The 20,056-nt window shown below is 38.2% G+C and carries 25 protein-coding genes; 5 read left to right on the top strand and 20 right to left on the bottom strand.

What is annotated here, in order from left to right:
* Positions 1-4: 4 nt before the first annotated feature.
* The 14 genes from OIZ54_RS04740 to dapA all read right to left on the bottom strand — a co-directional run bounded on the left by OIZ54_RS04740 (position 5) and on the right by dapA (position 11,782).
* A complete protein-coding gene (locus tag OIZ54_RS04740) occupies positions 5-2,251 on the bottom strand; it encodes a transporter (RefSeq protein ID WP_264389864.1) in 2,247 nt (748 codons plus the stop codon).
* 29 nt (positions 2,252-2,280) lie between these two features.
* On the bottom strand, positions 2,281-2,802 hold the full coding sequence (locus tag OIZ54_RS04735; protein ID WP_264389863.1) for an outer membrane lipoprotein carrier protein LolA: 522 nt from the start codon (positions 2,800-2,802) through the stop codon (positions 2,281-2,283).
* A 14-nt stretch (positions 2,803-2,816) separates the two neighbouring features.
* Positions 2,817-3,245, bottom strand: a complete 429-nt coding sequence (locus OIZ54_RS04730) for an acyl-CoA thioesterase (RefSeq protein ID WP_064387201.1) — start codon at positions 3,243-3,245, stop codon at positions 2,817-2,819.
* Positions 3,238-4,800, bottom strand: coding sequence for an HAL/PAL/TAL family ammonia-lyase (locus OIZ54_RS04725; protein ID WP_413680439.1), 1,563 nt, complete (start codon positions 4,798-4,800; stop codon positions 3,238-3,240). The genes OIZ54_RS04730 and OIZ54_RS04725 overlap by 8 nt, the downstream gene beginning before the upstream one ends.
* Positions 4,784-5,743, bottom strand: a complete 960-nt coding sequence (locus OIZ54_RS04720) for an acyltransferase (RefSeq protein WP_264389861.1) — start codon at positions 5,741-5,743, stop codon at positions 4,784-4,786. The genes OIZ54_RS04725 and OIZ54_RS04720 overlap by 17 nt, the downstream gene beginning before the upstream one ends.
* Positions 5,733-6,482, bottom strand: a complete 750-nt coding sequence (locus tag OIZ54_RS04715; protein WP_004586473.1) for a glycosyltransferase family 2 protein — start codon at positions 6,480-6,482, stop codon at positions 5,733-5,735. Before OIZ54_RS04715 ends, OIZ54_RS04720 begins: the two co-directional genes overlap by 11 nt.
* On the bottom strand, positions 6,475-6,840 hold the full coding sequence (locus OIZ54_RS04710) for a thioester dehydrase (RefSeq protein WP_264389860.1): 366 nt from the start codon (positions 6,838-6,840) through the stop codon (positions 6,475-6,477). The genes OIZ54_RS04715 and OIZ54_RS04710 overlap by 8 nt, the downstream gene beginning before the upstream one ends.
* Positions 6,824-8,194 (bottom strand): AMP-binding protein, encoded by a 1,371-nt coding sequence (locus OIZ54_RS04705; RefSeq protein ID WP_264389859.1) that lies wholly within the window; start codon positions 8,192-8,194, stop codon positions 6,824-6,826. The genes OIZ54_RS04710 and OIZ54_RS04705 overlap by 17 nt, the downstream gene beginning before the upstream one ends.
* Positions 8,181-8,645 (bottom strand): hypothetical protein, encoded by a 465-nt coding sequence (locus OIZ54_RS04700; protein WP_264389858.1) that lies wholly within the window; start codon positions 8,643-8,645, stop codon positions 8,181-8,183. The genes OIZ54_RS04705 and OIZ54_RS04700 overlap by 14 nt, the downstream gene beginning before the upstream one ends.
* Before the next feature lie 104 nt (positions 8,646-8,749).
* Complete coding sequence (locus tag OIZ54_RS04695; protein ID WP_004586477.1) at positions 8,750-8,995, bottom strand: acyl carrier protein; 246 nt, start codon at positions 8,993-8,995, stop codon at positions 8,750-8,752.
* Between the two features lie 22 nt (positions 8,996-9,017).
* Positions 9,018-9,275 (bottom strand): phosphopantetheine-binding protein, encoded by a 258-nt coding sequence (locus tag OIZ54_RS04690; RefSeq protein WP_004586478.1) that lies wholly within the window; start codon positions 9,273-9,275, stop codon positions 9,018-9,020.
* Positions 9,272-10,057, bottom strand: coding sequence for a lysophospholipid acyltransferase family protein (locus tag OIZ54_RS04685; protein WP_264389857.1), 786 nt, complete (start codon positions 10,055-10,057; stop codon positions 9,272-9,274). The genes OIZ54_RS04690 and OIZ54_RS04685 overlap by 4 nt, the downstream gene beginning before the upstream one ends.
* The gene (locus OIZ54_RS04680; protein WP_095206597.1) at positions 10,050-10,745 is read right to left on the bottom strand and encodes a beta-ketoacyl synthase chain length factor; all 696 of its coding nucleotides are present in this window, start codon (positions 10,743-10,745) and stop codon (positions 10,050-10,052) included. Before OIZ54_RS04680 ends, OIZ54_RS04685 begins: the two co-directional genes overlap by 8 nt.
* A 119-nt stretch (positions 10,746-10,864) precedes the next feature.
* Positions 10,865-11,782, bottom strand: a complete 918-nt coding sequence (dapA, locus tag OIZ54_RS04675; protein WP_004586481.1) for a 4-hydroxy-tetrahydrodipicolinate synthase — start codon at positions 11,780-11,782, stop codon at positions 10,865-10,867.
* Positions 11,783-11,954: 172 nt separating this feature from the next.
* Here dapA and OIZ54_RS04670 point away from each other — a divergent pair, with 172 nt between their 5' ends.
* The gene (locus tag OIZ54_RS04670; protein WP_264389856.1) at positions 11,955-12,617 is read left to right on the top strand and encodes a DUF6058 family natural product biosynthesis protein; all 663 of its coding nucleotides are present in this window, start codon (positions 11,955-11,957) and stop codon (positions 12,615-12,617) included.
* Positions 12,618-12,725: 108 nt separating this feature from the next.
* On the opposite strand, the gene OIZ54_RS04665 is transcribed toward OIZ54_RS04670, so the two are convergent.
* From OIZ54_RS04665 to OIZ54_RS04655, 3 genes are all read right to left on the bottom strand, one after another.
* Positions 12,726-13,013 (bottom strand): putative quinol monooxygenase, encoded by a 288-nt coding sequence (locus tag OIZ54_RS04665; protein ID WP_004586483.1) that lies wholly within the window; start codon positions 13,011-13,013, stop codon positions 12,726-12,728.
* 65 nt (positions 13,014-13,078) lie between these two features.
* Positions 13,079-13,894, bottom strand: coding sequence for a 2,5-didehydrogluconate reductase DkgB (dkgB, locus tag OIZ54_RS04660; protein ID WP_004586484.1), 816 nt, complete (start codon positions 13,892-13,894; stop codon positions 13,079-13,081).
* A 154-nt stretch (positions 13,895-14,048) separates the two neighbouring features.
* Entirely contained in the window at positions 14,049-15,221 is a 1,173-nt protein-coding gene (locus OIZ54_RS04655) for an MFS transporter (RefSeq protein WP_264389855.1), read from the bottom strand.
* A 114-nt stretch (positions 15,222-15,335) separates the two neighbouring features.
* On the opposite strand from OIZ54_RS04655, the gene OIZ54_RS04650 reads away from it, so the two are divergent.
* Positions 15,336-16,223, top strand: coding sequence for a LysR family transcriptional regulator (locus OIZ54_RS04650; RefSeq protein ID WP_264389854.1), 888 nt, complete (start codon positions 15,336-15,338; stop codon positions 16,221-16,223).
* Between the two features lie 266 nt (positions 16,224-16,489).
* Positions 16,490-17,533 (top strand): metal-dependent hydrolase, encoded by a 1,044-nt coding sequence (locus OIZ54_RS04645; RefSeq protein ID WP_264389853.1) that lies wholly within the window; start codon positions 16,490-16,492, stop codon positions 17,531-17,533.
* A gap of 188 nt (positions 17,534-17,721) precedes the next feature.
* On the opposite strand, the gene OIZ54_RS04640 is transcribed toward OIZ54_RS04645, so the two are convergent.
* Complete coding sequence (locus OIZ54_RS04640) at positions 17,722-17,988, bottom strand: hypothetical protein (protein ID WP_024031803.1); 267 nt, start codon at positions 17,986-17,988, stop codon at positions 17,722-17,724.
* Positions 17,989-18,212: 224 nt separating this feature from the next.
* Between OIZ54_RS04640 and OIZ54_RS04635 the strand changes: the two genes are divergently transcribed.
* Positions 18,213-18,476 carry a type B 50S ribosomal protein L31 gene (locus OIZ54_RS04635; protein WP_264389852.1) on the top strand — a complete coding sequence of 88 codons (264 nt, stop codon included), beginning with the start codon at positions 18,213-18,215 and terminating at the stop codon, positions 18,474-18,476.
* Positions 18,476-18,610: a type B 50S ribosomal protein L36 gene (gene ykgO / locus OIZ54_RS04630; protein ID WP_264389851.1), complete on the top strand. Its 135-nt coding sequence runs from the start codon at positions 18,476-18,478 to the stop codon at positions 18,608-18,610. Before OIZ54_RS04635 ends, ykgO begins: the two co-directional genes overlap by 1 nt.
* 51 nt (positions 18,611-18,661) lie before the next feature.
* Here ykgO and OIZ54_RS04625 read toward each other — a convergent pair whose 3' ends face one another.
* Entirely contained in the window at positions 18,662-19,048 is a 387-nt protein-coding gene (locus OIZ54_RS04625; protein WP_004586490.1) for an OsmC family protein, read from the bottom strand.
* Positions 19,049-19,248: 200 nt separating this feature from the next.
* Positions 19,249-19,638, bottom strand: coding sequence for a cytochrome b562 (locus OIZ54_RS04620; RefSeq protein WP_264389850.1), 390 nt, complete (start codon positions 19,636-19,638; stop codon positions 19,249-19,251).
* Positions 19,639-20,056 lie beyond the last annotated feature (418 nt).

The raw sequence follows: 20,056 nt of genomic DNA, 5'->3' as shown, positions 1-20,056 counted from the left end.
ATTATTATTCCTTTTGAGACTTTAATACACTTAACGGAGATAAAATATATACGGCTAAAATCCCTACCATAACAGTAAGGCCAAAACTAAAAATGGCGGGGGTATCTGAAAAGGCGAGCATACCAAACACACACATCGAAGAGGCGGCCGACAAGCTAATGGCCAATACATTTACCGCCGTTAAGTTGTTAATTTGGTAAAACACTAAATAATCTATGGCTAGGCCAATAATGAGTAAGCCACCTAGCAGATTAAAAATTGAGATACTTCCTTGCGCTGCATTACATACCCAAAGCATAGTCAATAGGCTGGCACTTAATGTTATCACCTGCACAGTGCCAATCCGAAGGCCAAATTTATAGCTAAATAAAACAAAGCAAATAACAATGGCCACGCCCAATGTAAGCAATAAATACTGGCTGTAGTTTTCAAGTAGGCTACTGATTTGCTCAGGCTTGTTATATATAAACGCATCTTCATAAGCATTAACGCTAGAAGTTAACGCGTGCGTGGATATTCCCGATACAGAAAACCAAGTAACAGCCTTATTAGGCTCAACAAACATTTGTGCATTTAAAAGTGCTGAAAAATGACTATTTGCTAAAGCGTCGTAACTCAAAAGTTCTGTGTTAGCTGACTCAACTTTTATCCCTGTATATTTTTCAGTGATAATTAACACATCGTTTTTAACAGCTCCGTTAAAGAGCGCTAAATTATTTTTTTGCGTGCGCTTACTAGGTAACCAACGCTTAATAGCATTGTGTTTAAGATGTGGGTTAATACGCTTTAAATCATCTATTAGTTGCTCTTGCTTTTGCAGTAGTTGTTCAGCATTTGATGCAAATAAAAATACAATGTGGGCATCTAACTGTCCCAATAAAGTTAAATGCTTTTGCTCATTAAGTATTAGTTGCTGTGGGCTTGCATTTAGTAAACGTACATCGTTGTTAAATGAAACCGGTTTAAGGTAAAACAAAAACATTAACACCAGCCCCAATACGAGTAAAACCGATTGCTTACAACGGTTAAAGCGCACCATTAAACCTAATAACTGCTGACTTTTAATCAAACTTCGCTCAGAGAGTACAAGCTTAGATTGCCAGATAGGTAATATAATTAATGTGAATAACCAGGCGCTCGCAAGCCCAGCAATTACAAACACTGCTACTTGCGATAAAAGTGAAATTGGCGCACCTAATAAACAGCTATAGCCGAGGCCTGTTGTAATAAAAGATAAAAGCAAAGCTGTTTTTGTGCCTTTACTTAACCCACTACTTTGGTAAAAACTGTTGCCATACGCTAAATCAGTCATCGCATGAAATGCATAATCAATAGCTATACCAATTAGGGTTACAGCAAAAACCAGTGTTAATAAATGAATCGAATTAAACACAAATACCATGGCCGTAGCACCACCAGCCAGTGCACTAAGTACGGTTAAGCTTGCAAGTAAAATGCTACTGACTTGCCTAAATACCCAAAACACCATTAAAAGTAATGCGATTACACTAAGGCCACCAAATAAGCTCATTTCATACTTAGCTTGCTGAGCGTTTTCAGCTGTATGAAAAAGAGCACCTGAATAGCGAATAGTGGTCTGTGGGTACGTATCATTTAAACTTTCAAGCTTATTTTTAATGCTGTTCGCAAGCTTAATAGACTCATCAATTGGGAGGCTATTGTTAGGAATGGTAGCCAATATAACAGCATAATCAGTATGCTTTAAACGGCGCGTTAACCGCTCATTTCTTAAAGAGAATAACTGACTTTGTTTTAAATTATCACCTATAAATGCAGCAAGACTTAAACTAATATCGGCTTTTAGTGTGGCACTTACAAAAGGGTTTCCTAATTGATTTAATTGAGTAAGGTAAAATGACTCAAACTGTGCTTTATCAACCATACTATTTTTATAATTTTCGCTGAGCAGCGCATGTTGATACGCAGAGAACACTGAAGATAACTGCTCAATGCTTGGCAGTTCAAAGCTATTTTTTATATCACGTTTTAACAGCCATGATTTAAGCTCGTCATGTGCTAAGTTTTTACCATCACCAGTAAATGAAAACATAATACGGTTTGCATTTTTTTTAAAAAAGACCTCTTCGCCGTACGCCAATTGAGAATGTGATTTTGGTAATAAACTAAACATATCAGCATTTAATACAGGCTTAGTGATATACAAAGCAGCACAAAGTAAAACAGCTAAAAAACCAAACCATGTAATAAGTACACTAATACGTTTAATCACATCACTTTTCCGAAGGTTACTTACACTTATTAATTATTAGGTGTATTTGCATAAGAAAACTCTATTACTGTGTTGCTACCCGAGTGCTCATTTAAGGTTATACTTTGTACACGCTGGTTATTTTCACAAAGAATAAAATGGCTAAACAGCTGTTTTAATAGCGTATCTTTTGGCTTTAATAATAAACAGCCTGTTTGATTTGTTACATCAAACCGTGCATATAAGGCTTTCATATCTAATGCGAGTAAGTCAGTTAATAAGCCTACAAACTGCTCGCTGCCAGGCTGAGGAGTAAGTTCACCCTCTTTATTTTTCACAAATACTTGGCCATTCTCGATTAGTAATGTACTTTGCACTGGTGTTTTTACATACCAAAGCAGCTTTTCCCCTTCAAGTGTAAACTCCCCTTTAGAGATGAATGGTTTAGAGAAGCCGGCAAAATACTTTAATTGCTTAAATTCACCCGAAACTGTCGTAGCAGCTAATAAACTGGCACTAAAAAAAACAAAATAAAGACAACTTACAAACACACAATTTTTTAAATAATTCATAGTATCATCCAATATTAGCTAAGTACTTTTGCAAGCTTATCAACTATCACCGCTGGTGAGGCAAACTGCATTTCTTTAGTCGATATCTCAACAGCAACTTGAGTAGTAGTCGCTTTAGTAATACGCTTATTCGTTATGGCATCTGTAATTACATAATCAATTTTTAATCGGTTTTCGAACTCTTTTAAATGCGCGGTCACTTTAATTTTTTGGGTAAATATGGCGGATGCCACGTACTTAATTTGCATATCCACTATTGGCCACGCATAACCCGACTCCATCATTTGAGGATAGTCGTAATCAAATAATCGCAGTAACTCACAGCGAGCCACCTCTAAGTAGCGAGGGTAATTACCATGCCATACAACATTCATCGGATCGCAGTCATGAAATGGAATTTCAATTTCCACTTCATGAGTTAGCAAAGCGCCTTTACTATTCATATAAAGCCCAACGTTTTTCTTGAATATAACTAATGGTTTGTCTAAGTACCGCTTCCATTGGCCTATCTTCAGTTAGGTTTTCGAAATAATGAGTTATGTCAGTATACATCGCTTGCATATCTGCAGTTAAACTTGAAAATTCGAGTTCGCCTTGTTTAATACGCAGCCTCACCCCTTGAATACTTGCTAGTAACGTACTTGCAATAACCTGCTCTGTAAGCTGTAAAATACGCAAACAATCACGTGAGGCAATAGTCCCCATACTTACTTTATCTTGATTATGGCACTCAGTAGAGCGAGAAAATACACTTGCAGGCATCGTTAACTTAAGTGCTTCAGCAGTATAAGCACTGGCGCCTATTTGCACGGCTTTAAAGCCATGATTTATGTAACGACGTTCAGCCTCACTGTCTGATAAATTTGATGGTAATCCATTATTAAATTTACTATCGACCAATGAAGCGATTTGCCTGTCAGCTAAATCTGCCAGATTTGCAATCGCCGTTTTCATACTATCCATTGCCATTGCAATGTGGCCGCCATAAAAATGGCCACCATGAAGTACATGCTCACCCTCGCCATCAATAATAGGGTTATCGTTTGCAGAATTAAGCTCGTTTTCTATCATCTGCCTGAAAAATGGCAAACTATCTTGCAATACACCAATAACATGCGGTGCACAGCGAATAGAGTACCTATCTTGCAGTCTATCAGCGTTACGAGGGTGGTCATGATGGTTTAAATCATCTCGTATCCATTTAGCAACTTGTTGCTGCCCAGGATGAGGCTTAACAGAGAATAAAATTTCATCAAAATGATGACTATTACCTTTGAGAGCAAGGCTAGACAATGCAGTAATCCTACTTGCAAGTTTTGCTAAATAATTAGCTCTATCAAACGCTAAACAAGCCAGTGCGGTCATCACAGCTGTACCATTCATAACTGCAAGCCCCTCTTTTGGGCGAAGCGTTAAAGGCTTTAAACCAGCCGCTTGCATTACCTGCGCGCTGTTAAGTATTTTATCTTTGTAAAAAACATCACGTTCACCAACCATAGCACCTGCTACATACGACAGTGGGGTTAAATCACCGCTAGCGCCTACCGAGCCTTCTTGAGGAATAACAGGTACTATATCAAGGTTTAAATAGTCTTTGAGAAGATTAAGCATTTCCCAGCTTACGCCAGAATAGCCTTGTGAAAGTGATGCTAAGCGCGTAGCTAAAATTGCACGCCCTTGTACTTTATTAAACACATCGCCTAGTCCACAACCATGAAAGCGCGTTAAATGTAATGGTAGCTCATCAACTAAGTTAAGTGGTACAGGAACCGTGACTGAGTCACCATAGCCTGTAGTTACCCCATAAATCACACCATCTTCTTTGAGTAGAGAGTCTAAAAAGCTAAGCGCGCTATCAATCTTTGCGCTAAATTGCTCGCAGCCACTTAATTGCACCTGAGTATTTTGATGTGCAATATTAACAATATCTTCAATAGAAAGTTGTTGGTTTCCAAAAAGCTGTACTTCCTGAGCTGACACTCTACTTCTCCTTTGCATTGCTGCGTTCTACTTGCTGATCGTTTTGCCAAAAATCATAAAAATTAAACCACTGATAAGGATACCGCGCGGCATAAAAGCCTAAACGTGCAGAAAAATCTGTAATTACAGTGGTTAATAGACCTTGCCTTTGTGAGCGGGGTATTTTTAATGTTTGGCTATAATGTTCAAAAATCACATGATACTTTTTTGTTTTTTTATCTTTTAAGCAAAATAAAAAGTAAACGGGGCAATCTAATAATGCAGCTAATATAAAAGGCCCTTGAGAAAAAGATGCTGGCTTACCTAAAAACTCAACACGTGTTGATCGCTCACCCGTTGTAGCGCTTGTTCTATCACCAACAATAACGACTATTTCACCCTGCTCTACTTTATCTTTTAATAAAATAGCTAGATCAGGCCCCATATCGCTCACTTGAATTAAGTTAACCGACACCGCGGGGTTAACTTTTTTAAGCATTTTATTAAATTCAACAGCGTGATGAGTAAATACAAGCACATTAATTTTTTTACTGCTGCGATGCTGGCTCAGTGCTCTACATACCTCAAGGTTACCCAAGTGAGAGCCAATAAAAATGGCCCCTTGCTGTTGCTCATTTAAATCAATAAACAGCTGTTCATTAGTATATTGGATATCCTTTTTTGAAATTCGACCGAGCCAACCATCAATTTTATCAAGGGCGCTATCGGCAAAACTACAAAAATGCATAAGCTGTTGTTTAAAAGTTACTTTACGCTCAACATTATTGTAATTATTAACTTGGACTAAAAACTGCTTAGAAGCCGCGCGTGCAACTTTACCGGTAATAAACAAATAGCAAACAACCGGGAATAAAATAACCCACAACCCTTTACGGCCAAGTACTTTATGGGCAAATAGTAATATTTGTATACCTAAAAAGTTACCTCGCTCTTGCATTTTAGACCAATGTTTAACGGCCATAACGTCTCTTATATTTATGCCATAGTAAGACAGGTGAACGAAGCAGCATGCCAAAAAATAAACGCGTATGTAACCACGAAATACGCACATTATCTTGGAGTGGCTGGAAGTGTGACAAGCCATTTTCTGGGTAAATAACCTGGCTTGGTAAAAAAACAAATGGAACGTTGCGCCAATATAACCTAACCAGTATTTCTGGATCAAAGTCCATACGCTTACCGAGATTAACCTCACTTATAAGCTTATTAGTCACATTTAAAGGGTAGACTCTAAAACCACACATTGAGTCCACAATTTTAAAGCTGAGCGTTTCTATCCATACCCACACATGGGTCAAATAACGGGCTAAGTAACGGTGCTTAGGAACCGATTCATCATACACTGGGCAACAACTAATTAATGCCTGTGGGTGTGTGTTTGAAAGCTCAATCAACTTTTTGATATCTGATAAATTATGTTGCCCATCTGCATCTACTTGTATTGCATGGCTATAACCTTGCTCATACGCGCAGCGCAATCCTGTTTGTACCGCACCGCCTTTGCCTTCATTTTGCTCATGCGATATAAGAGTGAGGTGGGCATATTTTTTCTCAAGAGTAGCAAAAAGAGATTTAGCCTGCACACTACTGGCATCATCAACCATTATTATTGGCAGCGTATACTCAGTTAACGTTGCAAGTACTTCATCTATAACACTTACATGATTAAAATTAGGTATAACAATACAAAAATTATTCATCTGTATCACTTTTAAACACTATACGCCCTGAGGCGTGTTGGCCTTTATCTGATTGATACGAAAAGCCATACTTACCGCCAGGCTTTTCTTCTACAGTTAATTTAATTGTTAGACCAGGGGTAATAACAACCTGAAACTTAAGCACTTCAATATCTTTTACTTCACGTTTAACATTAAAGTATTTTCGCACGGCATTTACGGCCCAATCGAGCTGCACTACACCTGCTAAAATAGGGCCTTGACTAAAGTGACCTTTAAAATAATCTAAACTTGGCGGTATAAAAAGCGTTAGGCAATGATTCTGTGTTGACGATACACAGTTAACAAGTTCAGGCTTTGTGTTAATCAACTTTGACAAAAAGAGACTCCAATACTTTTAAATTTATTTTAGCTTGCGTGTTGTAGGGTAATTGATTTAGAAAACGCCATTTTTTAGGCGTGCAGATCCCTTCAAAACGATTCAATGTATGTGTTTTTAAAAGCGTATTAGTCGCTAACTTTCCATTGGCGTTTAAATATGCTCGTCCTTTATGTGTAAGCACTATAACAGCGCCTAATACTAAACGTTTCCCATTTAGCGTTATTACTTTAGCTTCCTGTACCCACTCACTTTTGCATAAATGTAGCTCTAGTTCGTCAAGGCTTAAGCGTTTTTCTTCAAGCTTTATAATACGGTCAAAACGACCTAGTAATTCAAATTGGCCATTTTGAAATAATGTACCTCGGTCATCTAATAAATAGTTTGTTTGCTCAACTAAAGGCGAATTCAACACTAATCGTTGTTCAGAGGTACTGTGTAATGTGATCCCTAAAAATGGCTGCCAATGACTAACGTTCTCTAAAGACACAACCTGACGATATGCAATTCCGCCAGTTTCGGTGCTGCCAAATACTTGAGTAATGGGTTTATTTAGCTGTTTATTTAAAGTGACAGCGTCTTCATTTTGAAGCGGCCCACCGGATGAGAAAATCCACTGTAAATGTGACTTTTCTTCTATTAAAACGTTATCTTGATGCAGCCGCTTTAGCTGTGCCGGACTGGATATAAACACGGCCTGTGTAATTGTTTTAAGTTTAGTAGCAATATGCTCGGGGTAGTTAAGCAAGTCTGTATCAATTATGTGGTTATTGCTAAGCGGCCATAACACTCTAAATAACAAACCGTAAATATGCTGATGCGAAACACTGGCAATAAATACAGGGTTACGTTTTAAAGCAAACGTACTGTTGAGCGTTTTTATCTCTTTATTAAGCACTCGCCACGATTTAAAAATAGGCTTAGCTTGACCTGAAGAGCCAGAAGTATAAAAAACAAGGTTACCTTCACTCGGCCAAGCAATTTTATTGAACGGTGTGTAGTTAGGTGTCGTTGTTAAATTACCAATATTTTCAAATGGCGTAGTCGCATGTTCGACTAAATCACTATCGCCCAAATAGTAAGGGGTTTGCTCTAAAAGCGCATTGAGTGTTTCGCTTTGACCATTAGGCGGTAAAATTATAGTCCAGCCTTTATGCGCCAATGCAAAAAGGTTTACAGCAAAATCATAGCTACTACTGTTGAAAAGCACTGCCGATGCTTTAGTAGGCGATTGCGGAATTTTAGCCAAAACTTGATTAATATCATTAACAAATTGACGCTCAGATAACGCTGAGCCATTATGATTAAATCGAATATTTATGCTTGCGTTATCTAAAGTATTAAACACCTGCATTCCTTTTTACTTTTTTCCTTACTAACCACTCTACTGCAAATAAAACACCCATAATAATGTATGCAATAAAACCGTTATAAAATGCCCACACATCAAGAGCTGTAAACACACTAGTGTATAACGCTATACTGGCGTTAAAAACAAAAAAAACGCACCATATTTTAGTTACATTTTTAGTGTACGAAATGGCTCTTTTATCAAGCTTTGGCTCAGTGATACGCGCAAACGTTTCTATGATACTTGGACCTTTATAAAGCGAGTAAGCAAAAACAAAAAACATAACAGTATTTACAATAACCGGATAAAGCCGAATACCAAAATCACTGCCCATCGTTTTAGATAAGCCAATAGCTAAAATTCCAAGTAATGAGGCTGGCTTTATCCATGGCATTTTAGCTAATAAAGGCTTGCTTAACCAAAGCCTTATTATTAACAGTGTTAATAAAATCATAGTGAGTAAATAACTGTTGAAACGTGTCAGCCCTATATAAACAATGAAAGGGTAACAGGTTAAAAAAATCATTATTAACGCTGTTAAAAATGCCTTAAACATGCTTATTTAACGAGCTTTTCTATTTCAGATACAACATCTTGCACAGTGCGAACTTGTTTAAATGCGTCAGGCTCAATTTTCTTACCTGTAATTTCACGTAACTTAACAACTAAATCTACAGCGTCAATACTGTCTAAGTCTAAATCTTCGTACAGGTTAGCTTCTAAAGAGATATCTTCAGCATCTATTTCAAATTCATTTTCTAAAATGCCGTGTAATACATCATAAATTTCAGCAGCGGTTTTCATTATTATTCCTAGTGTGTGTTAATTAAGTACGTGATTGTTCTATAAATTGCGCTAAAGAGTTAACACTCGCAAAATGCGCTTTAGTTTGTTCTGAATTTGCATCAATTTTTACGTCAAATTCTTTTTTGATAGCAAGCCCGAGCTCTAGCGCATCAATGCTATCTAGCCCTAAACCATCTACAAATAAAGGCTCGTCGTCTTTTATATCGGCAGTGGTCATATCTTCAAGATCTAGGCTCGAAATAATCAATTGTTTAATTTGTTGTTTTAATTCACTCATATATAGCTAAGCTCTTTTGTAAAGTATTGTTGTAAGCCTTTCGTAAGCTGGCGGGACTGTATTGCAGGTACGTCGCTTGTATAAATAATATCGCTTTTGAAAGAATGTGGTGCTAGTTGCATAGAAAAATGCGCTTGGTATGGGGCTACTTTGTACCAAGGCGTCCCTTTAGTTAACGTATTAGGTTTCATTTTAATCAATACGGTGGTTATAGGGGCATGACATCTAAGGGCTATATTTGCAGCCCCTCTTTTAAATTTAAGCGAATTATGAGGTACTGAACGTGTTCCCTCAGGAAAAACAATTAAGTTATTCCCTCTTTTTAGTGTTTGCTCGCATTCTTTTAATAATTCTTGCGGGTCTTCATTGCTTATATAACCTGTACTTTTTATCACACCACGCATAAAAGGGTTTGTAAAAAGGTGTGCTTTTACAACGCAATCAACATTTTTAATAACCGATATAAGTACCACAACATCAATAAGTGATGGGTGATTAGCCAAAACAAGCTCGCCTCTCAAATTAGCTAAATGGGCTTTATCTTTAATATGAAAACGGATAGCGCCAGTGTGATGCATTAAAGCGACAAAAAATTTAAAGCTATAATGCACTACCGTACGCGCATTTTCTTTTTGCTTTACAGGACAGCGTTGAAATAAACGTTGAACGGGGAATAGTAGTAAGGCTAAAAATAGCCCACCTAAACCAAATACACTAAAACAAAGGCCAGTGGCTATAATGCGCCAAACAAGGCCTATTACTCTTATTATTGTATTAAGCATAGTGTGTTAACAACCAACCATTAGCACTGGCGCTTTGTTTGTTAAACATTGCTTTAGCAAGCTCTAAACTTAAAGGAGTAGTTGTTTGTTCGCTATTGTTAGTGGCTTGTTTAGTTAAACTAAAATGAGCTTCTTTTTCTGTAGCTAAACGTATAACTAACGCAATAGAATGTGTTATTTGTGCCTCATCAACAAATGTTGTGTACGGCTCTGGGAGTGACTCATCTGTATGCACAAGTAATATATGTGGTTGTTTATACTCAACCAACTTTATATATGCTTCAATCAAAGCGCAAGCAAAGCTATCCTTACCCGCTGCGATAGCGTTCATAGGTTGGGTGTTACCGCTAATAATGCTATACATACCAATCGCAGCGTTGTGCACACTTAAACCAAAGCCTGTCGGAGATAGAGGTTGTTTCTCACCAAGCTCTCCTAATAAATTAGCTGTTTTATGGAAATCGCCATGGCGTGATGAAAAAATAACAGGCATGTTTTCATACCCTTTATCATTTGTAACCTGGTGCGCAGTATGTAAAACCATTTTTACAAATGGTGTCATTCTTCTGCGCTGCATTGCAGGTACCCAACTTAATGTAATTGGTGATGAGTCGTACCAATTTTCAGAGGGGCTTTGTCGCTGTTCAGGCTTAATCCATGTAGCGAGTTGTTCAACAACAAATTTCACAAATAAACGTTATTTAGTAAGTAAGGGGGCGAGAATTTTACCGATATTAGCAATAAAAGTAAAATATTCATTAAATAAATGCCAGCACTTACTAACTGTTCAGCGCTGGCTCATATAACCTAAGAAAGCAAAGCAATATCACTTTGTTTTATACACTTAGCTTTATTGCCCACAATATCATCAACGTTAAGCTCGTTTATTAAGGCCTCGCCTTGTGCTTGTTGCTCATCGCTCAGTGGCACATACGGTAATCTAAATACGGGATTTACCGCGCCTGTCATCATCATTGCGGTGTTTATTGCAATCGGGTTTGGCTCGCAGAATAGCCAGTTCATTAAAGGTTGTAATGAGGTATTTAACGCATCATTTTTAGTATCCATTAACTGGCGGAACAACCCTGGTATAAGATTAGATGTGACCGATATAACACCGTGTGCATTGTGTGTGTGACGTGCATCGTGTGCTTCGTCATCGTTACCTGACCAACACGCAATGCCTTGCTGTTCGTAATGAGCAATACGCTCGTTACCACCACATTCTTTTACACCAATTAAATTAGGGTGTTTTGCTAATGGCTCAATAATATCAGGGGTTAAATCTTGCCCTGTGCGCCCTGCTACGTTGTAAATAAACGCAGGGCCAATATCCAGTACACGTTTAAAGTGCTCGTTAACACCAGCAATAGAAGTGCGGCCATAATATGGGTTAATTTGCAGCGCGGCATGCATACCACTTGCAAAGCCATACTTAGTGGCTTTAATAGCTTCGCGGGTATTATTGCTACCCGTATTCCCTACAATCACCAGCTTATCGCCATATTTATTTGCACTGTGCGCGATAAGCATTAAATGCTCTTCCCAGTTCATTAGCTGGCCTTCGCCGGTTGTACCACCAACCACAATGCCATCTACCCCCGCTGCAATTTGTATTTCAACGAGTTCATCGTACTTTGCTAAATCTATTTCACCATTGGCTAAGTATGGAGTTTTAATGGCGGTAATTAAGCTTGCTTGTTTAATTTGTTCTAGGGTGCGCATAAAAATTCATTATTTATAAAACTTGCGCTATTTGTAACATACTTGCACGCATTTTTGCAGGCCTAAGCGAATATTAAACGTAAAATGGCTTGTGTTATTTAGTTTGATAATACAAAATACAAACACTGTACATTTGAACAGTGTTTGTATTTTTAATTTTAAGCGAGCCATTATGCGTTTATCTGACTACTTAGCCACTCATTTTTATAACACCGATGAGCTTTGCCATGCTTTAAATATTGATGCCGAGCAACTAGATACATGGCAGCAGCAAAGTATTTTTCCTAAACCAAGTTATTGTATAAAAAGCCAATTAAGTTGCAGCTCGTACTCTGGTTTGTATGAATGTGAAGAGTACGATGACTATTACCCGCGCGGCTGTGTAAATTGGGGGCAAGGGCTAATAAAACAAAAAATTGAATCCTCTAGTAATGCCTTTAATTACTTTGCGCAGCAGTACACGGCAAGCCTGAGTAAACTTGCCCAGCAAGGTTTTAGTTTTAATGAAGAATTATTTGGCTGCGAAATAGACGAGCATTTACAGCAAGTGTGGCAACAGTTTTTATGCAGCAAATACGGCGTACTGACACAAAACGGTTTAATTGACGAAATAGTATGTGTGGATATAGGCCGCTTGCTGGTAGACGATATTACTGAATTGCGCACTAAAGGAAGTTTAAATCAACAAGAGCGTACGCAGCTTCACCCCGCGATGAAATTACTCAATAAAGCATTAGGCCACGGCGCCGATCACGAAAAACAACACACATTACGTGCCCGTTACATAGATGCACTTATTTTAAAGTACGATTTATCGATTAAATCAAATGGCTGAGGCTTTAATACGAGGTGGGTATTTAAAAGACTAAGTAACGCAAATGGCGATGTATGCTTACGCCGCCACTGTATTTTACTCATTAACCAATATTAAGAGTGCTTTTTACTAGCCGATGGTGTTGTACACATCAATATTACTGCTTGTTACAAGCCCGGTAACTTGGGTACCAAATGCTTTGTAGTGAGGCTCTTGTTTATGAGCTTCAAAGTGTTCTTGCGACGCCCACTGCTCACTTACAAGGTACTCGGTATTGTCTGAGTCTCGTTTAACCGACAACTCGTAACGCAAACAACCCACTTCTTGACGTGAATACTTTTGCAGATTTTCGAGCGCAGTTAAAACAACCTCTGCGTCGATATTTTTGCTCGCTATAGTGGCAATTACCGTTAACATAAGGAGTCCTTTTAAAAAAATAAAGGTGCAGCTTTGCTACACCTAATGTTGTTTTGCGTATTTTATTACTGATCCCACTGCGGCGCAAAATCAGGCGTTGCTTGGCGGTCGCCACAATCAAGTCCGTCAATACGAGCAATGTCTTCAGCGTCTAATTTAACATGGTCATTAAAGTTATCTTCTAAGTTTTTACGCTTAGTTGACGATGGAATAGTGGTCATGCCGTTGGCATTAATCCATGCAATAACTACTTGCGCTGGTGATGCCTCATGCTTATTCGCAATATCAATAATAGTTTGATCTTTGAGTACTTTACCAACTACAAATGGCATATACGCTGTAACGTGAATATCGTGTTGGGCACAAAAAGCGCGTAGCTTAGTATTGGTTAAATACGGATGTACCTCAACTTGGTTAGTAAATATTTCACGCGAATCAAGTGTTTGCATTGCTTCGTTTAAGTTGGCAATAGTAAAATTAGATACGCCAATATGTTTTGTTAAACCAAGCTGCTTAGCTTTTAAAAGCTCCGTTAGGTACTCACTCATTGGCTCATCATTTGAAGGCGCAGGCCAATGAATAAGCAGTAGATCGACAGAGTCTACTTGTAATTTCTCAAGTGACTTTTCAACGCTGGCAATAAAGTCAGTTTTGTTAAGTTTGTTGTTCCACACTTTGGTGGTTAAAAATATTTCGCTGCGCGGAATATTACTATCTTTTATGGCTTGGCCTACTTGCTCTTCGTTACCATAAATTTGCGCAGTATCAATATGACGAAACCCCACTTCTAACGCCATTTTTACTGAGTTGTAGGCGGTATCGCCTTCTAAACGGAATGTTCCCATGCCTAAATCTGGCATTTCTATTACACGTTGTGTCATGGCTCTGTCCTTATAAAATAATCGGTTAAAAATACAAACTGTTTAAAGTTTTACGAAATACACCTTTTACTTCTTTTGTGTTGTCACCTAAAAATTATGACCTCAATACAGGTAATGAGGTCATAAATTTAAGTTTCAACCTTAGCAGAATACTTTATGCTTGTTTCACTTCTCGCTTATCAAGCATGCCACTGTAACGAGTTACTACTAATGCTAGAGCACAAATTGCTGCGCCAATCCAAGCGGTATCTTGAAGTGACATGCTCTCTACTACACTGCCACCAATAATTGAGCCCAGTGCGATACCAATATTAAACGCTGCTATGTTTAAGCCCGATGCGACATCTACCGCATTAGGAGTGTGCTTTTGCGCCTGTTTTACGACATAAAGCTGTAAGCCTGGTACGTTACCAAACGCAAATGCACCCCAAACTAGAATAGTCAGTACGGCCGCTACTTTTGACTCCATCGTAAAAGTAAAAGCCAATAAAATAATTGTCAGCGCGCTAAATATAATACTCAGTGCGCTAATTGGGCCACGTTTATCAGCCAGTTTTCCGCCCCAAATATTACCAATGGCTACCGATACACCGTAAACCAGCATGATTAAACCAATCGCTGAAGGAGCAAAACCTGTTTCTTGCTCTAAAATAGGTGCTAAGTAAGTAAACGCAGTGAACGTGCCGCCGTAACCTAAAATTGTCATTAAATATACGAGTAATAAGCGCGGCTTAACAATAACCTGAAGCTGCTCTTTAAACGTTGCCGGAATAGACTGTTTTAAGTTTTTTGGTACTAAAATAGCGCTGCCAATTAAAGCGATTAAACCCAGTACCGACACCACTAAAAACGTTGCTCGCCAGCCAAAGTGTTGGCCAATCCAAGTGCCTAGTGGCACACCCGTCACTAGCGCTACAGTAAGTCCGGTAAACATAATAGCAATAGCACTGGCTTCTTTATCTTTACTTACTAAGCTTGTGGCAATCATTGAGCCAATTGAGAAAAACACCCCGTGAGCCAAGCCTGTTAAAATACGCGCTAGTATTAATGTTTCGTAACTAGGCGCTTGCCATGCAAGTAAGTTACCTAAAACAAATAAGCCCATTAAGCTTATTAGTACAATTTTACGGTTCCAACGCCCAGTTAGTGCGGTCAGTACTGGTGCACCAATGGCAACCCCTACTGCATATAAACTAACTAGCAAACCAGCTGAAGGTAGGCTTACGCCTAAATCGTTTGCAATAGTAGGCACTAATCCCACTATTACGAACTCGGTTGTTCCTATTGCAAATGCGCTTAAGGTGAGCGCCCACAAAGCCAATGGCATAATTAAATCCTCATTATTAGTTAAGACTTACAGTTTGACTAAAAATGTGTTTGCAAAAAATAGCATTAGTGACAAAATACTTTTGTAATTAATGCAAAAGTAAGGTGCTCACGTATGGCTCAGCATGCAAAAACCGAAGACTTAGAAATGTTTTTAACGGTAGTAGATAGCGGAAGTTTTTCAGCAGCAGCTAATTTGCTTGATCAGCAAGTAGCAAAAGTGTCGCGGGCCGTGTCTCGCCTTGAAAACACGTTACAATGTACATTACTAAATAGGACCACTCGCCGATTAGAACTAACCGAAGAGGGCCATACCTTTATTAAATATGTTCGCGATGGCTTAAACACTTTACAAACCGGCGAAGAAGCAATAAAGCTTTTAAAACAAGCCCCTAGTGGAAAATTACGTATTGATGCAGCCAGCCCCTTTGTACTACACCAATTGGTACCTTTAATTGCTGAATTTAATAAGCAATACCCCCACATTACGCTTGATATAACCTCCCACGACAGCATTATTGACTTGCTCGAACATAAAACCGACTTAGCAATTCGTATAGGCGAGTTAAAAGACTCCAACCTACATGCAAAAAAGCTCGGCGTAAGTAAATTGCATTTAGTTGCAAGCCCTAGTTACCTTAAACATACACCGACTATTTCGCACACCAGCGACTTAAACCAGCATAAACTCATTGGTTTTACCGACTCGCCCAAACTTAATAACTGGCCGCTAAAATCGCCCACAGCTTTAAATTTTGGCTTAACCGCCAGTAGCGGCGAGACTGTACGCCAGCTATGCTTGGCAAACCAAGGGGTGGCGCTGCTTTCGCACTTTATGATTGGTGGTGATTTAAAGTCAGGCAAGCTAATAGAAATACTGCCAGGGAGTATTAGCACGCCAAACAACCGCGAAATTGTGCAAGCGGTGTATTACAAAAACAGTGCTGTATCGTCGCGTATAATGGCCTTTTTAGACTTTATAAAACCACTGCTGAAATTGTAAGTGACGTTTTTATACCAAACGCTTAATTAAGTAATCTATATTGAGGCTGGGAAAACGTGTTGATAGCTAGGCAAAAAATTGGCTATTTCGTTGTTCTCAGCAATTGCTCCTGCATTGCTCTACCTTCTGCATCCATGCAGTCGTAAATTAAAATTTTTTAACGCAGGTAGCGACACGTTTAGCCCCGCAATATGATTAAGTATTATTGTGGATTGGTTTTAAGCCCAAGGGCAGTATAACTAACTCCCTAAATAAAAAGGAATAAAATGGACTCGTTAACGCAGGTAGTTTTAGGTAGCGCAGTAGGTTACGCCGTATTAGGTAATAAAATTGGCCGAAAAGCAGCTTTATGGGGTGCTGCTTTAGGTACTTTACCCGACTTAGATGTTTTTATTCCTTATGGCGGGCCAGTGGAGGCATTTACTTATCATCGCGGTTTTAGCCATTCGTTTATTGTGCACTTATTAATTAGTCCCCTTATTGTTTGGCTTATTTTAAAAATACACTCCGGTATGCAAATACATAAAGCCCGCTGGTTTTGGCTGGTATTTTTATGTTTATCGACCCATGCATTACTCGATAGCTTTACAGTATATGGTACGCAATTAATCTGGCCGCTTAGCGAGCACCCTTTTGCTATTTCAAATATATTTATAATCGATCCCCTGTACACCCTGCCGTTATTGTTGGCCTTTCTGTGCACTTTAATACCTAAAATACATACACCGCGCATTTATAAAATTAACGCCGCTATGCTTGTGCTCAGTAGCCTTTATTTATGTAGCTCTCTTATTTTAAAAGTAATAATTAACAATAAAATAGACGCCGCGTTTGCACATAAACACATACACATTAATAACTATGTAAGCACCCCCGCCCCACTTACGACCTTGCTATGGCGAGTTGTTGCGATGTCTGATGGGCAATATTACATAAGTTATGCCTCGGTATTTGACTCCTCTGAAGAGGTTACAATAAACCGCTATAACACAAGCCCCGCTTTGCTAAACGATATTAAAAATGAATGGGGCATAAAACGTTTGCAGTGGTTTACTAAAGGTTTTTATAGCGTGAAAGAGCAGCAAAATAAAATTGTTTTAGCTGACTTACGTATGGGGATGGAGTGTTATTACGTATTTAATTTTGCAGTTGGCGAAAAAACTAACAAAGGAGTGCAGGTAAGCAACTTTGAAAAACTAAATCAGCGCTCAAATTTAAGTAGCCTAAGTAAAGTGTGGGGTAGAATTTGGAACCCTGATGTCAGTTTAGCCCCGCCCTATGCAGACAAAAACTGTATGAAAACGCCTTAACACTCTGATTATAATTGCATTCATTAATCTGAGCTGTGGTTATAATATTTAAGTTTGCTTTCGCTAGCTAAAAATTTTATGTAAAACAAAACAAATTAGCAGCTTGAGATGATTTTATTATCAAAAGCTCAGGTTGGTGGTTAATTAATAAGGCGCAGCTAAGTGAATGTTTAACCGGCGCCTAAGTATTAATTTTGGTGTTCGTATTGGCCGCGGTATACCTCAAACACTTTTAAAACAGTGTGCTGTTCTTTATTTAGATTATCAAACCAATCGTCAAATAGTTCGTCGTTATCTTGCTCACTTAACGCCATATATTGTGCTAATAGCTCAATAATATCGTTGTGTGTACAGTCTATTGGATTAATTTGCTCAGATAAGACTGTGTGATCGCGCTCTCTAAGGGTTTCCATCACCCCTTGGTCTATTTGTTCTTGTTGTGCTGCGTCGCTCATAGCTTACCTCTAAACCGTAAAAATTTTCTTGTTAACACTTTTTATATAGTTATAACAGCCTAAAAACTAATAGCCAGTATTTTTGGTTTAAGTGGTTATTTTTTGAATTGTTTGCGCAATTAGCCAGCAAAAACGTCAGTAAATGAGAGTAAAAATCATTTGCACACATGCCGTAAACGCGATAACCTATAGTTATATTATCACATAACAACCTGAGGCGTATTATGAAACCTAATATCCATCCAGATTACAACGTGGTTGCTTTTCACGATACAGCTGCCGATAGCTACTTCATTATTGGCTCAACCATTAAAACAGACCGCACTATTGAGCTTGAAGGGAAAACGTATCCGTATGTGCCTATTGATGTGTCTAGCGACTCGCACCCATTTTATACTGGTAAGCAAAAAACAGTGGCTGGTGACGGCCGTGTCGCGCAGTTTAACCGTCGCTTTAAAAACTTATCTACTGCCAAAAAAGGTGAGTAATGAAAGTATTAAGCTCGCTTAAAAGCGCTAAGCAACGACCAGGATGTCAAATAGTGAAGCGAAAAGGACGTGTTTATGTAATATGTAAAGACAATCCACGTTTTAAAGCAGTACAAGGAATGAAGAAAAAATAACACTAATTCCGTGAAGTATACGGGTAAACGAACCATGTTTACCCGTATTTTTTATTTAACAACTACAGAAAACTCAGGTTGGGCCTGAATCACTTTTTTAACAGTACACGTATTAACCGCAGCAATAAGTGCTTTTTTATATTTTTGAGGAAAGCCATCTGGTAAATTAATTTCGATAGAAAATAATTTTTTACCTTCTTCATCTACGTTTTCATTATTTTGCGTAAGCGTCATCCCTTGTGTAGAGATATCGCGTTGCTCACAAAATTTACGTGCATAAAACCCAGCACATAGCACCATGCTTACTAAGAAGTAGTCAAACGGTTCTGGGTGTTCGGCACCGCCACCAGCATTAATACTTTGATCGCTTATTACTTCAAGGTCGCCAAATTTTGCACTTTGTTTTTGACCCTCTAACAATGACACTGAAATTTCCATTACTATTCCTTAATTAATCTGCACCCTAGATAAGAGCTTTACTAAAATATTGAAAAATGAGCATTCAAACTACTTAATCTGCAGCTATACATTTTATTAAAACATCACAAATCTGCGCATCAATAATGCGCTACTGCGAAAAAGTTAGCGTAGGTAGCGCTGAAATAACTGCTCGATATTAATTTACAAAAAAGCTTAGGTTAATTACCAAACAATAAGTCAAAAAAACCCGGAGGCTCGTGCAACTCATGATACTTCTTGCGTAAATCATCTATATTTTTAAGGGCAGGCTTTGCTGCATCAAGCCCGCGCTCATTCGCTAATTTTTTTGCCAACTTTGCTTGCGCAATAACTTTATCTAGCCCTTGTAGCGACATTTGTGCTTCTTTATGAAAGGTCGCTTTTTTACTGGTTTCAACCAAAGTAATAAACTTATCTATGGCGGTATTAAAGCCACCTATACCTACTGCTTGCACCGCATTTTTATAAGCAAGGCCAGTATTTTTCATATTAACTTCGAGATCAACTTCTTGCTCTGAAATGGCCGCAGTACTAAATAAAAAAGTAAAAATTAAAACTAAAAACTTCATGGTAAAACCTATTTATAAAAAACAGTATAAGTGTATCAAGTTTACGTAATAAAGTAACTCAAGGCGCATAGGAAGCTAGGTAACTGTAAAGGGGCTTTACAAAAATTGTGATACGGCAAGTTTTATAGTGAAAAATTTTCAAATTTAATTTTTATTCTTACTATTTCTCAAAAGTTGACTCATTTAACAAGTTAAATTAAACACATAAACCTTACAAATCCGCCTATAATTAGAGCACCTCATTTAAAGGTTAAAATACACTCAATGGTTATATTTAAGCCATTATCAAATCAAGGTGCTCAAAATAAACTCTTTAATATTACCAATACAATTCCAATGTAAATTAATTGACAGCAATTAACAAACAAACCGTAAACATCCATAAAGCTTAAACTCCTAACATTACCTCGCTTTATTG

It is taken from the genome of Pseudoalteromonas sp. A3 (assembly GCF_025942345.1).
Classification (GTDB): domain Bacteria; phylum Pseudomonadota; class Gammaproteobacteria; order Enterobacterales; family Alteromonadaceae; genus Pseudoalteromonas; species Pseudoalteromonas atlantica.
The sequence above is the reverse complement of the archived record's forward strand: the minus strand, read 5'-3'. Positions and strand labels throughout refer to the sequence as shown.

What these genes read in the sequence shown, in the direction of transcription:
- OIZ54_RS04735 (WP_264389863.1), bottom strand. Translation starts at nt 2,802, where the DNA reads ATGAATTATTTAAAAAATTGTGTGTTTGTAAGTTGTCTTTATTTTGTT.
- OIZ54_RS04730 (WP_064387201.1), bottom strand. Translation starts at nt 3,245, where the DNA reads ATGAATAGTAAAGGCGCTTTGCTAACTCATGAAGTGGAAATTGAAATT.
- OIZ54_RS04725 (WP_413680439.1), bottom strand. Translation starts at nt 4,800, where the DNA reads ATGCAAAGGAGAAGTAGAGTGTCAGCTCAGGAAGTACAGCTTTTTGGA.
- OIZ54_RS04720 (WP_264389861.1), bottom strand. Translation starts at nt 5,743, where the DNA reads ATGGCCGTTAAACATTGGTCTAAAATGCAAGAGCGAGGTAACTTTTTA.
- OIZ54_RS04715 (WP_004586473.1), bottom strand. Translation starts at nt 6,482, where the DNA reads ATGAATAATTTTTGTATTGTTATACCTAATTTTAATCATGTAAGTGTT.
- OIZ54_RS04705 (WP_264389859.1), bottom strand. Translation starts at nt 8,194, where the DNA reads ATGCAGGTGTTTAATACTTTAGATAACGCAAGCATAAATATTCGATTT.
- OIZ54_RS04700 (WP_264389858.1), bottom strand. Translation starts at nt 8,645, where the DNA reads ATGATTTTATTAACACTGTTAATAATAAGGCTTTGGTTAAGCAAGCCT.
- OIZ54_RS04695 (WP_004586477.1), bottom strand. Translation starts at nt 8,995, where the DNA reads ATGAAAACCGCTGCTGAAATTTATGATGTATTACACGGCATTTTAGAA.
- OIZ54_RS04690 (WP_004586478.1), bottom strand. Translation starts at nt 9,275, where the DNA reads ATGAGTGAATTAAAACAACAAATTAAACAATTGATTATTTCGAGCCTA.
- OIZ54_RS04685 (WP_264389857.1), bottom strand. Translation starts at nt 10,057, where the DNA reads ATGCTTAATACAATAATAAGAGTAATAGGCCTTGTTTGGCGCATTATA.
- dapA (WP_004586481.1), bottom strand. Translation starts at nt 11,782, where the DNA reads ATGCGCACCCTAGAACAAATTAAACAAGCAAGCTTAATTACCGCCATT.
- OIZ54_RS04670 (WP_264389856.1), top strand. Translation starts at nt 11,955, where the DNA reads ATGCGTTTATCTGACTACTTAGCCACTCATTTTTATAACACCGATGAG.
- OIZ54_RS04665 (WP_004586483.1), bottom strand. Translation starts at nt 13,013, where the DNA reads ATGTTAACGGTAATTGCCACTATAGCGAGCAAAAATATCGACGCAGAG.
- dkgB (WP_004586484.1), bottom strand. Translation starts at nt 13,894, where the DNA reads ATGACACAACGTGTAATAGAAATGCCAGATTTAGGCATGGGAACATTC.
- OIZ54_RS04655 (WP_264389855.1), bottom strand. Translation starts at nt 15,221, where the DNA reads ATGCCATTGGCTTTGTGGGCGCTCACCTTAAGCGCATTTGCAATAGGA.
- OIZ54_RS04650 (WP_264389854.1), top strand. Translation starts at nt 15,336, where the DNA reads ATGGCTCAGCATGCAAAAACCGAAGACTTAGAAATGTTTTTAACGGTA.
- OIZ54_RS04645 (WP_264389853.1), top strand. Translation starts at nt 16,490, where the DNA reads ATGGACTCGTTAACGCAGGTAGTTTTAGGTAGCGCAGTAGGTTACGCC.
- OIZ54_RS04640 (WP_024031803.1), bottom strand. Translation starts at nt 17,988, where the DNA reads ATGAGCGACGCAGCACAACAAGAACAAATAGACCAAGGGGTGATGGAA.
- OIZ54_RS04635 (WP_264389852.1), top strand. Translation starts at nt 18,213, where the DNA reads ATGAAACCTAATATCCATCCAGATTACAACGTGGTTGCTTTTCACGAT.
- ykgO (WP_264389851.1), top strand. Translation starts at nt 18,476, where the DNA reads ATGAAAGTATTAAGCTCGCTTAAAAGCGCTAAGCAACGACCAGGATGT.
- OIZ54_RS04625 (WP_004586490.1), bottom strand. Translation starts at nt 19,048, where the DNA reads ATGGAAATTTCAGTGTCATTGTTAGAGGGTCAAAAACAAAGTGCAAAA.
- OIZ54_RS04620 (WP_264389850.1), bottom strand. Translation starts at nt 19,638, where the DNA reads ATGAAGTTTTTAGTTTTAATTTTTACTTTTTTATTTAGTACTGCGGCC.